This window comes from Legionella sheltonii (assembly GCF_026191355.1).
GTDB lineage: Bacteria > Pseudomonadota > Gammaproteobacteria > Legionellales > Legionellaceae > Legionella > Legionella sheltonii.
In genome coordinates, this window is record NZ_JAPHOQ010000016.1 from 1 (window position 1) to 14,312 (window position 14,312).

The following is a 14,312-nucleotide window of genomic DNA, read 5'->3' on the forward strand; positions in this document are numbered from 1 at the left end:
CCTTGCCGGTCCCAAATTGGTTTCAAAAGACTCATGATAAAATTTATAAAGGTGGATCTATTGGTCAAACAATTAAAAACGATGGATTTTCATTGACCAAAGAAGATATCTATTTTGGTCTTACAAAATTGCCAGAATTTGCAAAAGAAAAAATGCAAACAGATCAAAAATCAGTTGCTGTTTATATATACCGATCGATTGTAAAAAATCAGGAAAACTCTGAATCTGTAGATTACTGCACGATCACTGAGATTTATAGTCCTTTATATCTAACTCTTGGGGACCTACAGCTGTTATCTCCAGAAGGAACTCAAAAACACCAAGTTATAACGGAATCAGCGCAGAAATATCTAGACGATTTAAGTTCTCTAGATCAACTGCTTATGCCAGAAAAGCATGGAGTAAAAGCATTTAATGAAGGTAATTATGAAAAAGCGGCTGCTATTCTTATATCTACACCTCAAATATTATTTGGAAATTCAAATTCTACTGCTCAAGGAATTGAAAATAATCCATCACAAGATACAAGTTTTCAATTTCATTGAAAATTACCTATGAGTAAAAATAAGAATTAAGTGTCACAGGGGTAAGACTCTACAGCCAGGAAAAAAAAGTTTAAGAATCTTTGCAAATTTGTTTTTCTATCTCTTTCACATGCTTGCTCCCATTGAGTATCGCTTTTCCTAACCAGAAAAAGCATACTTCATGCGTCATTTTTTCTGCATTTTTTTCTAAAATCCAAGATTCAACTTCCTGCAAAATATCACTATTTATATTTTTTTTGTCCCATTGTAGAAAAAAAGCAATGAGCCATTTCATCTCAATACTGCCTTGAGAAGGCAGTAGAATAGATGTTGTTTTAACCTCTTTTTCAAAAGGTATATTTAGGTCATGCAGTGCTGACTCTATATCATCTGCAGTATAAAATTGCTCATTGTGGTTGCCTATATAATCCTTGAAACGTGATTGAATTTCATAAATTCCAAGGCGTCCTCTTAAGACAATTAACCCTGACTCTCCAGCATCTGCTATTTTTTTAACGATATATGGTAAATCCAAAGACCAATAAAGGCATTGGGAGGCGATAACCCAATTGAAATACTCATTGCGGGGGTTTTTTAAAAAATAGCTTTCAGCAGTTCCAACAAAGGTGTTTGTTTGAACGGAAATGCTAAACTGGTTTTTGGAGTATTCTAATAAAGCATCTGCGCTTGGTTCTACTCCTGTTATGCTGACTTTCGCTGGCATTTTACTGGCATAAGCATCAATTATTCTTTTAATTAATTTGCCATCATGACAACCTAAATCCAAAATATTGAGCTCAGATGAGGAGGGAGAAAAGCGAGTACTTATTAAGTCAATAAGTATCGATTTTTCACTTGCATTAGCAAAATAGGTTTTGAAAAACTCATTGTTATCATACATAGACATTTTTTTAATCCTTATCTGTTTAGGTCAATATAAACATGGTTTGGCGGCTGTAACCAATTGCTCTTTGGATAATTCACTCCCAAGGTTTCAATGAATTGAAAAGATAGCGCTTTGCGCGAATAGCTTGAATTATTTATTGGGCTACAATGAACAAAATTGCCATGAAATAATAATGCGTCCCCAGCTTTAACCTCCAAAGGCGTATAACAATAATTCTCGCTAACAAAATCAGGAATATGGACATCATTGAGTGCCTCAAATTGTCTGGTTTTAAGTTGGTGATTTACCCGTGAAACCCATTTCAAGGGCCAACGATTACTGCCCATAACCCCATACATGCACCCATTTTCTATAGATGCATCTTCTAAAGCTAACCATAAAACAACTACCGAAGTTGGTTCAGTATAGGCAAAAGCTGATTCTTGATGTGGCCTGACTTCACTGCCTAAACCATGAGGGTGCTTAGGAATATAAACACTTAAATGACAAATTGGTTTTCTAAATCCTATACCTTTAAAAATCGATTTAAGCATGGAGTTTTTATAAACCGTGTTTTGCATCATTGAATATTTTTCTATGAGATGCATACCATGCCCAATTCTATTAACGACTCTTACATCATCTATCACTTCATAAAATACATGTGCTTTGTGACTGGATGATTGAAAATATGGTTTAGTGACATATTCTTTTGGTTCTGATTCTGGTTTCAACGGATTTTTAGAATAAAAGCAAACGATTTCATTATTCCAATTTTGCGCGATATCCAATTCCGCATCTTTTTGGATTTTTTCAATTTCATTCAATAACTCAGGTAGTTCCACCTGATTAAGGTACTTTTTAAGAACAATAATGCCATTTTGGTGATAACTGTTAATTGCGTGATTTAAATTGGATTGAAGATCAAAAAGAGTATATTCTTTTAATGCATTTGAATTGCTACTTGTTTTCATCGTTACCCCCTATTTGCAAGAGTAACAAATGGACGTATAACTTTTATGTCTAAATCAGGGTGTTTTTCCCGCTTTATGGTGTGATTCAACGGGATAATCGCAATCTCCGTGGATGCACTAGCTTCCGCACCAATGAGATGACCGCCAAAAATTTGGAAATTATTATCAGCAATAGCTGCATGAATGTGTACAAACAAATCCTCATTAGCCAAGGTTAGATTGCCCGTCAAGGAAGCAATTTCATAGGTTCCCTGAAACAATCTCTTGGTATGTTGTTGCGTATTGCGATGATAATAACCCAAAGTGATATTGGATATCGCACCAATAGCTGTAAAAATTGCGGATTTTAAATTAATAGAATGTGAATAATTGATGATGCTTTGAAATAAGTTTTCGCCTTCTTTTAAGCTTAATATAAAAGGCGAGTTTTCGAATTGAGACACGATGATGCTCCTATTGAGTTAACAATAAAGAGCCATCACCAAAAATCTAAGTGACGTGTTCGATCAGGACGGCTTAAAGAGTACCGAACACTAATGATTTTCTTAAGCCAGATTTAATCAACTCTAATTTCTTATGTCAAGAGCTAATTAAGCTTAAAGCAAGGCCTTTGCATGAAATACTTTCTTGATATTCTCAAAAAGTTGTGAGATGCCAGAAATCCTGCTCACTAACTTCAAGTTACTATTTGTTCAAAATTGGGTTTCTTGTGCTCTACTTCGCACCTTGTTGGTATAACTGATTGATTTACAAGGATTGTCCTTATTGAGACATAGGTAACAAAATATTCCGGAGACATAGGTAACATTTTTTTCTTTTAATGAAGCTCACAGCAAGAGCTGGCGTGCAAAAATTTTTGCCTTGGACGCATAACTTAATCATACTTGCGCAATGTAAAAGTAGAGAGGAGATTAGACGATGAAAACGAAAAAAAACTATAATAACAATTGGCTACCCCTAAATGGGTTTGGGGCACTGCGCCTCATGGCATCTGAACTTAATAGTTAATCGCTAATTGACAATAGGATTTGAAGGTTAGAGGCTTATTTTAATACGATATTTAAGATCCTCAGTTGGGAGCTCTGTAGTGTAAGCGAAACTTTCTTACAATGTAATGTTCTTTTATAGTTCACAGTATGGAAGTGAGTCAGATTGTATAATCTTTGCATCTTATTTGAGCATTATACTCTAATTGGAGAAGCTTATTTCTGGGAGATAGCTTTGAAATGTGAAGGCAATTGTCTAGTTGAGGTACTTAATTCCGATCTTACCAATGGAGCATTTGAAGTTCCTCAAGGGGGGGCGTCGATTGGTAATTGGGGCTTTTAAGGACGATGGCCAAGCTTCTTTTAATTGGTTAATGTTATATTACTTGGGTCAAGCGCAGCTTAATCCCGGATCGGTGTTTGGTAGTTCATCAGATTGTAGGAGACATTCAAATGAAAATAGTTAAAGCAGCACAATATACCGAAATAGAATTACTCAACCTTTTTAAAGAAATCCATGATGATGCTCTCAGTATGAATAAAGAAAATTTTATAAGAAAATATGAATCTTTTGAAATTCCTGAGCAATTAATCTCATTTCAATTTGAAAGTAAAAATCGAGAAACAATACTCCATATACTGATGAACGAAATAGCCTTGGCTTTAGTTCATTCTAAGGAGATTATGAACTTAGTATATTTTTTCAAATTCTTAATCAATAATGGGGCAGATATAAACAGAATGTCTGATACCAATGATGTCCCATTATCCTATCTCTTTAAGTATAAGGATATGTTTCAACTCTGGAACTTAAAGTACATAGAAGATTTTTTTAAAATAATTAACCAATCAGGGCTCACAATAAATAATCGTACTTTTGAGCGACTAGTAGGAAATGTCTTCAGAGCGGATAGTGCATCTGAGAACCAGAGAACCCGTGTACTTGACGTTCTCATTTCTTTTGGTGCTGAATTAACAGTGTTTCATGAGGCTGCAAGCAGTTACGATAATTTTTATAAGCAATATAAAATAAAATATAAGCAGTACAAATTATCCCAGGAGCAAGAAAAATTAACGGAGCAACTTGCTGAACATAAAGTGAGAATTCAGCGTTTAGAACAGCAAAATAGTCTTCTCTTAGATAACATAGCAAAACTGACTAAGAAAGTAGAATCTTTATTAAATAATTCAGAAAAAACTGAAATAGAAAATTCAACAAATGAATTCACTTTTTTTGGAAGTTAGGAAATAAAACTCTAATTATATTGCACCACATAAAATCATATAATAAGTCACAGATTTCCATTAATTCTAAATAATCTGACTCATCCAATACTCTCTTTGGGCGACATAAGACATCTTGTTGCCAAAAGAGCTAGAGCTACCAGCAGCTTACGAGATAGTTCAATGCCTGCCCCCTGAGGTATCTTAGTACTAAATTATAATGATCCCAAGAGTCCGGGGAGGGATAGATTCGTCGCTTACTTCGTTCGCTCCTCACCGTTTCTCGGCGCGCTGAAGCGCGTCCAAAATGCTGTGCCGCACTTTGTGCTCTTCGCTTCGCATTTTGTCGAACCTCTTTCGGTTCGAACACTTCCGGGCCAAAGACATTGAATGTCTTGGCAACTATTTCGGAGTGATTTTTGCTTTTTTGATTTTTAACTGGAAATGGCGCGCCCGGAAGGATTCGAACCTCCGACCCCCTGGTTCGTAGCCAGATACTCTATCCAACTGAGCTACGGGCGCGTTGACTGGCGGAGAGAGAGGGATTCGAACCCTCGATGGGATTTCTCCCATACTCCCTTAGCAGGGGAGCGCCTTCGACCACTCGGCCATCTCTCCAATCAATGGCTGGGGAGTATATCAGGTATTTTGATGCCGTCAATATGCATTATTTATAAATTGCAGCGGAAAGTTGATAGACTCAGTTTTAGGTTGCCCAGGATGAGCTATGATTAATCATTTTGCGCTTAATTTCTTTGGCGAACAAATGGTACATACTTATTCGAAAGTTAATTTAATAATTTTATATTTTAATGACTTATAAAAATTCCAAATTCTCATGTTTACTGCTAATCTTTATCATTCATAAATCGGAACCAATGTCAGTATAGAGTAATGGCGTTAAGTTAAAAGATTTTCGTTCTTTTTGTTATCTCCATGAGGACATGCAACTTGTTGAAAAGTGGCACTTTAAATAGAACTCGTTGCAGTGATGTGACCGCAATTAAAATAAGGAGGATCGATGAAACAGAAGTCGAATTTACACGGTCGAGAAGTGTATGTAGTTGATGGAAATCGAACACCGTTTCTCAAAGCCAAGGGAATAGGTCCTTTTTCTGGATCTGATTTAGCGGTAGCTGCAGGGATGACTTTATTAAACCGCCAGCCTTTTGCTCCAACTGAGTTGGATGAAGTGATTATTGGCTGTGCCATGCCTAGTCCAGATGAGGCGAATATCGCTCGAGTTGTCTCTTTGCGTTTGGGATGTGGTAACAACGTACCTGCTTTTACAGTGATGAGAAATTGCGCGTCTGGAATGCAGGCACTCGATAATGCAGCGATCCAAATTGCGAGTGGACGCAGTGACTTAGTGCTTGCAGGTGGTACGGATGCGATGAGTCATGCTCCTTTATTATTCAACCAAAAAATGGCATCTTGGTTAGCCAATTGGTATGCTGCCAAGAGTATGGGACAAAAATTAGGCCTTATCACCCAATTTAGACCCGCTTATCTTGCTCCTGTTATTGCTTTACTGCGTGGTCTTACTGATCCCATTGTTGGCATGAACATGGGACAAACAGCTGAAAAAGTCGCCTTCCGTTTTAATCTTACTCGCGAACAAATGGATGAGTTCGCCAATCAAAGTCATTTAAGACTGGCAAAAGCCTATAACGAAAATAGAATGACAGAGGTATCACCACTTATTGATTATAAAGGAAAAATTTATCCACAAGATGATGGCTTAAGAGCCGACTCAACCGTTGAAAAATTAGCTAAATTAAAGCCTTTTTTTGATAAAAAATATGGTATGGTGACAGCAGGTAATAGTTCGCAAATAACGGACGGAGCGTGCTTATTGCTATTAGCGAGTGCTGAGGCAGTTAAAAAACATGGATTAAAAGTAATGGGTAGGATTGTCGATTCACAATGGTCTGCACTTGATCCTTCTCAAATGGGGCTTGGTCCTGTTCATGCTGTGACACCAATCTTACAAAGACAAAAATTAAAAATGGAAGATATAGACAGTTGGGAAATCAATGAAGCGTTTGCTGCACAAGTTCTAGGTTGTGTTGCGGCTTGGAATGACGATGAGTATTGCCGCACTCAATTAGGATTAGAAAAAGCCCTAGGAGGTCCCTCTTTAGAAAAACTTAATCGTGATGGAGGAGCAATTGCAGCTGGGCATCCAATTGGTGCAAGCGGTGCACGTATTGTCTTGCACGTTTTAAAAGCATTGGAACAAAGAAATGAGTCGCGAGGTATGGCTTCTATCTGTATCGGTGGAGGACAGGGCGGGGCAATGTATCTTGAACGAGTGACTGAGGTGAAAGGACATGAATAATTACAAACATTGGGACTTGCAACGAGACAGTGACAATATTCTGTGGTTAGGTCTAGACAGAAAAGATACGACTGTGAACAGTATTAATGAAGAAGTATTGGATGAGCTGAATAGCCTGCTTCATGAAATTTCACAGGATAAAAACGCTATCGGTTTAATTGTTTATTCAGCCAAAGAAAAAGGGTTTATCGCGGGTGCGGATGTAAATGCTTTTTCAAAATTTGAAACTCCAGCCCAAGCCGTAGATTTCCTGCGTAAAGGTCAAGCAGTGTTTGCTCGATTACAGGCTCTAACAATTCCTAGCGTTGCCATGATAGATGGTTTCTGCATGGGCGGTGGTTATGAGTTGGCTTTGGCGTGTACCTATCGAGTCGCTACCGATGAAAAAGATACCCGTATCGGCTTACCTGAAGTGATGTTGGGCATACATCCAGGCTGGGGTGGCTCAGTACGTTTACCTCAGTTAATTGGTGGTTTTAACGCTTTGTCACAAATTATTTTGACTGGAAGTGCAGTACCGGCTGCAAAAGCTAAGAGCTTAGGAATGGTTGACGATGTAGTGCCAATACGTCAGTTAAAACGAGCCGCAGTCTATTTTATTAAGAATAAACCAGCGCAACATAAACCTTCATTGATACAGGGATTAACGAATAAAGCATGGCTGAGAAAGCCTATTGCTGCGTTAATGCGCCGTAATGTGGCTAAGCGAGTACGAAAAGAGCATTATCCAGCACCTTATGCCATTATTGATCTGTGGGAAAAAGAAGGTGGTATGGGTGATAGGGCTTATTTGAAGGAAATAGACTCTGTAGAGCATTTAGTATCAACTGGCATCACGTCAAAAAATTTAATTCGCGCTTTTTCATTACGCGAACGTTTAAAAGGTTTTGCAAAAGGGAGTAATTTTAAGGCACATCATATCCATGTTATTGGTGCTGGTGTAATGGGTGGGGATATTGCTGCTTGGTGCGCACTACGTGGCTTGCGAGTTACCTTACAAGATCAATCCTACGATAAAATTGCTCCTGCGATTGGCCGTGCCCATGCTCTATATAAGAAAAAATTACGTAAACCTCGACTTATTCAGGCTGCGATGGATAACTTAATCCCTGATCCTGAAGGACATGGAATCGCAAGAGCTGATGTCATTATTGAGGCGGTTTTCGAAAATCTTGCAGTAAAACAAGAAATTATGAAGAAAGTTGAAAAGCTTGCTAAAAAAGATGCCATTATCGCAACCAATACATCCAGCATACCTCTGGATGAAATGAGTAGTGTAATGAGTAATCCTAATCGCCTTGTCGGAATTCATTTCTTTAATCCGGTCGCTAAGATGGATTTAGTTGAGGTAGTGAGTAGTGCACAAACCTCTAAGAAAGTAGAAGTTAATTCGTGCGCTTTTGTTAATCAAATTGGTAAGCTACCATTACCCGTTAAATCCAGCCCAGGATTTTTAGTGAATCGAGTGTTAATGCCATATCTCATGGAATGTGTTCAATTATTGGATGAGGGGTATAGCGCTGAAACTATTGATGAAGCAGCCCTATCATTTGGCATGTTCATGGGACCTGTTGAGCTGGCAGATACTGTAGGACTAGATGTTGGTTTAGCTGTTGCAGAAAATCTAACGAGTCATTTTGGCGGAACTGTTCCCCAAAGACTGCGTGATATGGTTAAAGAAGGTAAACTGGGTCGTAAAACAGGCCAAGGGATTTATCAATATAAAAATGGTAAGCCAATTAAAAAACAGCCAAGTACACCAATTGATCCTCATATTGCAGATCGGTTAATTCTACGAATGGTAAATGAGTCAGCTGCCTGTTTGCGTGAGGGTGTTGTTGCTGATGCAGATTTACTTGATGCAGGCATGATTTTCGCTACAGGATTTGCTCCATTTCGTGGCGGCCCTATGAACTATGCTAAGGATTTTGGAACAAATAATTTAGAAAATTTATTTAAGACCCTTGAATCCAAGTATGGAAAGCGTTTTAAAGTAGATGAAAGTTTGTGATGCGGTTCTGCTGTTTTTTTAAAATATAATCGAAGTCATTACGAGGGCAACGAGGGATCCCCATGCTCTAGCATGGATAAATCAATGGGACAACCCTTGTTGCCCGCGAGATGACAGCAAAAATCTCGAATTATTCTGCATTAATCCGGATTACCAAGATGGATATAACATTGCAAAAGTTCTTAAACAAAAAAAGGTTATTTTTTTTAATTTTCTTACAACTCTTTTGCCTATCTTTTTCTCATGCAACAACCTTAGTTTTACCTGCAGCAGGAGACGTAGTTGGAGAAGTTCAATACACACTATCCGAAGCGAATGAAACAATTGATGAGATAGGAAAGCGTTTTGATGTTGGTTTTTATGAAATCCTCAGAGCAAATCCTCACCTCAATACCAAGCAATTGATCGTTAATTCTCGTCTTGTTATTCCAGCCCAGTACATCTTGCCTAGTGTACCTAGAAAAGGAATTGTTATTAATCTAGCTGAATATCGACTGTATTATTTTCCTGAACATGAGAATGTGGTGATTACTTTCCCTGTTGGCATTGGTCGAAAAGGTTGGAGTACTCCTTTGGGGTTAACCAAAATTATTGCAAAAGAAGCAAATCCTAAATGGCGTCCAACTGAAAATCTTCGCGCTGAAGCAGAAAAAAATGGTGATTTTCTTCCTGATGAGTTTCCTTCAGGGCCTTATAATCCACTCGGTCAATATGCTCTACGGCTGGAGTGGCCAACCTTTTTAATTCATGGTACAAACAGACTCGATGGAATTGGAATGCGTGTCAGTGCGGGATGCATTCGTATGTTTCCGGATGATATCGAATATCTTTTTCGTGTGGTGCCAATAGGAACACCAGTTCGGGTCATCAACGAACCAGTAAAAATTGGAAAAGATGAAGGAGCATGGGTAATACAAATGCATCCTCTTTTGAGTGAACAACGCAATGAATCCTTACAATCAGCACTACAAAATCAATTAAGAATTCACAATCTTCTCAGCGTCAGTAGCAACAAAGTAATTCAAAATGAGCTTGCATATCCTACGGGCTTGATACGAAAAATTTTGTAAAGGGGTTACCCTTGTATTTGGATCAGGTGCATTACACGATTTAAAATAATTTATTAGCTTTTTAAGGCATATGATGTAAAAGGCGATCTATCTCGAGTACAGTATTTCAATAGTAGATGGCTGATGAGCAAGATGATTAAGGCCGTCACAATATCGCTTATATAGTGCCATCCCAGTAGAACGCAGGATGCAATAAGTAATACATTGATTATCATCAGCATAAAATATGGAATTGACCATTCTCTAAGCAAGTTCACACATAATATGGCCCATATAGTATGAAAGGAAGGAAGAGCTATTAATCCACCCTCATTTGTAGTTGGATTAATATAATGGTGGATTTGTCTGAATTTAAGACCAGTATCTATTTGCTCGGGGGAAAATAAAGGACTGTTGATAATGCTTGCAGGAGCTGTTGTAGGAAAAAAGTAATAAATGACAAAACCAATTAAAACGGTAGACAACATATAAAAATAATACTCTCTGATCAGATGAAAACGGCATGTAATAATGATCAGCATAGGTAAAACGCTCATTTGATAAGGCAGGGTGTCATAAATTTTACCTAATACATATTTAAAGTGAGGATGGTTATCTGTCCAGATTAATATTTTTTCCATATGGATAGATAAGTGCTTTTCAAAGTCAACGATATATTGATCAATAGCAGGAAAGGGGGTTAACTGTACTGCATTGGTTGCGATGGCAACTACACTCATTACCATAAAAAGATAAATCAATTCTCTTCCAGCTTGTACAGATTTGTTTCCCTGGGGAAAATAAAGGATTAGTCCTAGATTCATGAGAATTAATGTTAATGCTAAATAAGGTATGCCAGCAGGAAAGTAGTTATTGCCGGGATAATTATAAAATAAATAGTTTATTAAAAAGGCAATAACAGATAATGCCAGAATCAATCCAGCAAAAAACGGTAGTGTTTAAATAACTGTGTCATCTCTTTTAATTTGTTTATAATTTAACACTTAAAAGAGGTAGATATGAATAAAAAGAAAATAGATTTATCGAATTTTGATTTCAATGAGTTCAAATTAGAGGCTTTGACCCAGTTAAAGTCTGGCCAATCTCTCACTGGAAAAGACGGCATACTGACCCCCTTAATAAAAGAGCTATTAGAGGCGGCATTAGAAGGTGAAATGGATTCTCATATGACTGATTGTCATGAGACAGGTATTTCAAACCGTCGCAACGGCAAAACGACTAAAACAATTAAATCAACAACTGGAGTTTTTGATTTAGAAACACCTCGAGATAGGGATGGCAGCTTTGAACCCGAGCTTGTAAAAAAACGTCAAACGGTACTCAACGAGTCACTGGATAATAAAGTCCTAGCCCTCTATGCGATAGGCATGAGTTACGAGGCGATAAGCGAGCATTTATCTGAGATGTATGGACTAGAAGTCTCGAGTGCTAAAATCAGCCTGATTACTGACAAACTATTACCCCTGATTACCGAGTGGCGTAATCGCTCCCTAGAATCTGTATACCCAATCGTTTTTCTTGATGCCATGCACTTTAAAGTACGTGTTGAAGGTAAGGTCATAAGTAGAGCATTTTACACCGTCCTTGCTGTAAATTCAGAAGGTAAAAAAGATATTCTAGGGCTCTATTTATCTGAGGCAGAGGGAGCTCGTTTTTGGCTTAGTGTATTAAATGACCTTAAAGCTCGTGGTGTAGAGGATATCCTTATAGCAAGCATCGATGGACTTAAGGGATTTCCTGATGCCATTGCTGAAGTTTTTCCTAACACCGAGATCCAGCTTTGTGTCGTTCATCAAATTCGCAACTCATTAAAGTATGTGGTTAGTAAGGACCAGAAAGCCTTTATGGCCGATTTAAAGCTGGTTTATAAGGCTTCAAGCAAAGATATGGCTTTGCATCATCTACTTGAGTTGGAAGAGAAATGGGGCAAAAAATACCCGGCGGTGATGAAATCCTGGAATAACAACTGGGAAGCTCTATCACAATACTTCAAATACCCAGAAGAGCTAAGACGCATCATTTACACTACCAATATTGTTGAAGGCTTTCATCGGCAAATTCGCAAGTACACTAAAAATAAAGGCGCTTTCACCAGTGAAAACGCCCTTATTAAGCTTATTTATTGTGCTTGCCAGAAAGTACTGGAAAAATGGAATCAGCCCATGCACAATTGGGCGCTTATCGTGTCCCAGTTACAAATCTATTTCGAAGACAGACTAACCCTGGGACTTAGATAATGACTGAGGTGACACAGTTGGATGAACACTCTCCAAAAAACATAATCGAGCGTGATGATACTTGACCCATTTAGTAGATTATTCGACCGTTTCTAAAAGCTGTTGCTTTTGCTTTATTGCATGAAAAATCTCTTCTCTATGCACATTCACCGATCTAGGTGCGTCAACACCAAACTTAATATTTCCATGTTCTTGTGTTTTAAAAGCTAAAATTTTAACAGTAGCATCACCAATATGAATTATTAAAGGTTCTTCGAACTGAAGAGAAATTATATCCATTAAAAACCTCTATGACTTTTAGATAAGTTGATTGTAAAATCAATAATATTTTCTTAATGCACGGTAACCTAATTCATAGATACTTGTCACTAAAAAATTAATACAAACCCATAAAAAATAAATTCATTCCCACTCTTCTTCGCTTTACATAGAAATTTCGCCACTTTTTAATCGATTGATAATTGTATGATGTACTTAAAATGGTTATAATTGGCAGCTTTTTTTATAAACCTTGCCTTACTGTTGTTTTCGATGACAGGAGGCTTCATCCATAAGGAGAAATCATGAGACATTATGAAATTATGTTTCTTGTGCACCCGGATCAAAGCGAACAAGTTCCAGCAATGGTTGAGCGCTATGAAGGGATCATAAGCAAGCACAGTGGTGTGATCCACCGAAAAGAGGACTTAGGTCGTCGTCAATTAGCTTATCCAATAAGTGATGTTCATAAAGCGCACTACATTCTTATGAATATTGAGTGCAGTCTTGAAGCTCTGGAAGAAATTAAAAATGCATTCAAATACAATGATGCAATCATTAGAAACTTAATTACTCGTCAAAAACAAGCGATCACTACTGAATCTGTTTTGATGAAGAAAGAAAAAGAAACCAGATCAGCTTAAGAGGAGTCTTATTTATGTCAGCTTATTTTCGTAGAAAAAAAATGTGCCGTTTTAGTGCTGAAGGCGGTAATGAGATTGATTATAAAGATATCAATTTATTGAAAAATTACATATCTGAAACCGGGAAAATTGTACCAAGTCGTATTACTGGTACACAAACTCGTTTTCAAAGACAATTAGCAAGAGCAATTATGCAAGCCAGATTCCTTGGTCTGTTGCCTTATTGTGATAGCCATAAATAAATAATAATGATGCGAGCAGGCAATTTTATAACAAGACAATGTAAGGTAATACTTGAAAGTAAGCAGCAAGCGATTCTTTATGCTGTTATTTTTTCAGTGTTACCCTTTGCCTCTTGGCTTTCAGTTGCTTTAGTTAGTTTAGTAACCTTAAGAAAGGGTGCAAAATCTGGTTTTGATGTTTTGTTGCCTGCACTTATTATTCATTCTGTTCCACTGATAATGTTAATTCCATTATCCGGAGCAATAATTAATACTCTGATTGCTTATTTGCCCTGTTATTTTGCAGCTTTGAGTTTGCGAAATACTGAAAAGTGGCAAGCAGTAGCTGGGGTATTTTTTGTGCTGGCCTTTTTGGGATGTTTGTTCCTTCAACTTTTAGCGCCTGGTTTTATTGTGGAACAATATAATCAATTTAAATTGATTTTGACACAATACCAGGAGGTGGTTGATTCTGCTTTGAGTGGCATAAGTTCATTAGTTTTGGCGCAATTATTCTTCGGCATTCAGATATTAAGCGTTATTGTTTCTGCAACAATGTCCTTGATGTTTGCACGAGCAATGCAAGCCAAATTATTTTTACCTGGTGGTTTCAGGAATGAGCTAATGGCATTTCGAAGTGGTAGACTTTCATTTTTAGTTTTTTTGGGTGTTTCGTTGGCAACTTTTTATGAAATTCCCTTGGCTATGAATGTCCTTCCAATAGTGCTGTGTTATTTCTTGGCTTCTGGATTTGGTCTGGTTTATTTTATTTTCTCTCGTAAGAGACAAGTTAAGGTATTCATTTTATTAATGTTATTAATGTTAGTGAAACCAACTTTTGTATTATGTGCCTGCATTGTCCTTGGTTCATTAGATAGTTTAGTTAATTTTAGATCGTATTTACCTTCAAGGGTTGGCGAATCAATTTAAGGGGTT

Annotated in this window: 14 protein-coding genes and 2 tRNA genes; 9 read left to right on the forward strand and 7 right to left on the reverse strand. The window is 37.4% G+C overall.

What is annotated here, in order from left to right; all coding sequences use genetic code 11:
* Nucleotides 1-545, forward strand: a 545-nt coding sequence (locus tag OQJ26_RS16435; RefSeq protein ID WP_265704811.1) for a hypothetical protein, incomplete at its 5' end; no start/stop codon positions are given.
* A 70-nt stretch (nt 546-615) separates the two neighbouring features.
* Here OQJ26_RS16435 and OQJ26_RS16440 read toward each other — a convergent pair.
* Genes OQJ26_RS16440 through OQJ26_RS16450 form a run of 3 tightly spaced genes read right to left on the reverse strand, consistent with a single transcriptional unit; the run spans nt 616 to nt 2,827 of the window.
* Nucleotides 616-1,431 (reverse strand): methyltransferase domain-containing protein, encoded by an 816-nt coding sequence (locus OQJ26_RS16440; RefSeq protein WP_265704812.1) that lies wholly within the window; start codon nt 1,429-1,431, stop codon nt 616-618.
* Between the two features lie 11 nt (nt 1,432-1,442).
* Nucleotides 1,443-2,384: a phytanoyl-CoA dioxygenase family protein gene (locus OQJ26_RS16445; RefSeq protein ID WP_265704813.1), complete on the reverse strand. Its 942-nt coding sequence runs from the start codon at nt 2,382-2,384 to the stop codon at nt 1,443-1,445.
* 2 nt (nt 2,385-2,386) lie between these two features.
* Complete coding sequence (locus tag OQJ26_RS16450; RefSeq protein WP_265704814.1) at nt 2,387-2,827, reverse strand: PPC domain-containing DNA-binding protein; 441 nt, start codon at nt 2,825-2,827, stop codon at nt 2,387-2,389.
* 996 nt (nt 2,828-3,823) lie between these two features.
* On the opposite strand from OQJ26_RS16450, the gene OQJ26_RS16455 reads away from it, so the two are divergent.
* The gene (locus OQJ26_RS16455) at nt 3,824-4,615 is read left to right on the forward strand and encodes a hypothetical protein (RefSeq protein ID WP_265704815.1); all 792 of its coding nucleotides are present in this window, start codon (nt 3,824-3,826) and stop codon (nt 4,613-4,615) included.
* A gap of 424 nt (nt 4,616-5,039) precedes the next feature.
* Here the strand turns inward: OQJ26_RS16455 and OQJ26_RS16460 are convergent.
* A tRNA-Arg gene (locus OQJ26_RS16460) sits at nt 5,040-5,116 on the reverse strand.
* A gap of 6 nt (nt 5,117-5,122) precedes the next feature.
* Nucleotides 5,123-5,212, reverse strand: a tRNA-Ser gene (locus tag OQJ26_RS16465).
* A 403-nt stretch (nt 5,213-5,615) separates the two neighbouring features.
* Between OQJ26_RS16465 and OQJ26_RS16470 the strand changes: the two genes are divergently transcribed.
* The 3 genes from OQJ26_RS16470 to OQJ26_RS16480 all read left to right on the forward strand — a co-directional run bounded on the left by OQJ26_RS16470 (nt 5,616) and on the right by OQJ26_RS16480 (nt 10,016).
* Nucleotides 5,616-6,935, forward strand: coding sequence for an acetyl-CoA C-acetyltransferase (locus OQJ26_RS16470; RefSeq protein WP_265704816.1), 1,320 nt, complete (start codon nt 5,616-5,618; stop codon nt 6,933-6,935).
* Nucleotides 6,928-8,946 (forward strand): 3-hydroxyacyl-CoA dehydrogenase NAD-binding domain-containing protein, encoded by a 2,019-nt coding sequence (locus OQJ26_RS16475; RefSeq protein ID WP_265704817.1) that lies wholly within the window; start codon nt 6,928-6,930, stop codon nt 8,944-8,946. The genes OQJ26_RS16470 and OQJ26_RS16475 overlap by 8 nt, the downstream gene beginning before the upstream one ends.
* A 158-nt stretch (nt 8,947-9,104) precedes the next feature.
* Nucleotides 9,105-10,016: a L,D-transpeptidase family protein gene (locus tag OQJ26_RS16480; RefSeq protein ID WP_265704818.1), complete on the forward strand. Its 912-nt coding sequence runs from the start codon at nt 9,105-9,107 to the stop codon at nt 10,014-10,016.
* Nucleotides 10,017-10,069: 53 nt separating this feature from the next.
* Here the strand turns inward: OQJ26_RS16480 and OQJ26_RS16485 are convergent, their stop codons facing one another.
* On the reverse strand, nt 10,070-10,933 hold the full coding sequence (locus OQJ26_RS16485; RefSeq protein WP_265704819.1) for a phosphatase PAP2 family protein: 864 nt from the start codon (nt 10,931-10,933) through the stop codon (nt 10,070-10,072).
* A gap of 81 nt (nt 10,934-11,014) precedes the next feature.
* Between OQJ26_RS16485 and OQJ26_RS16490 the strand changes: the two genes are divergently transcribed.
* Nucleotides 11,015-12,253: an IS256 family transposase gene (locus tag OQJ26_RS16490; protein WP_265701939.1), complete on the forward strand. Its 1,239-nt coding sequence runs from the start codon at nt 11,015-11,017 to the stop codon at nt 12,251-12,253.
* A 78-nt stretch (nt 12,254-12,331) separates the two neighbouring features.
* On the opposite strand, the gene OQJ26_RS16495 is transcribed toward OQJ26_RS16490, so the two are convergent.
* Nucleotides 12,332-12,532, reverse strand: coding sequence for a carbon storage regulator (locus OQJ26_RS16495; protein ID WP_028380671.1), 201 nt, complete (start codon nt 12,530-12,532; stop codon nt 12,332-12,334).
* Between the two features lie 284 nt (nt 12,533-12,816).
* On the opposite strand from OQJ26_RS16495, the gene rpsF reads away from it, so the two are divergent.
* The 3 genes from rpsF to OQJ26_RS16510 are packed head-to-tail and all read left to right on the forward strand — an operon-like array spanning nt 12,817 to nt 14,306.
* Nucleotides 12,817-13,155, forward strand: coding sequence for a 30S ribosomal protein S6 (gene rpsF, locus OQJ26_RS16500; RefSeq protein ID WP_028380670.1), 339 nt, complete (start codon nt 12,817-12,819; stop codon nt 13,153-13,155).
* 14 nt (nt 13,156-13,169) lie between these two features.
* On the forward strand, nt 13,170-13,397 hold the full coding sequence (gene rpsR, locus OQJ26_RS16505) for a 30S ribosomal protein S18 (protein WP_010653600.1): 228 nt from the start codon (nt 13,170-13,172) through the stop codon (nt 13,395-13,397).
* Between the two features lie 6 nt (nt 13,398-13,403).
* Nucleotides 13,404-14,306 (forward strand): hypothetical protein, encoded by a 903-nt coding sequence (locus tag OQJ26_RS16510; protein WP_265704820.1) that lies wholly within the window; start codon nt 13,404-13,406, stop codon nt 14,304-14,306.
* Nucleotides 14,307-14,312 lie beyond the last annotated feature (6 nt).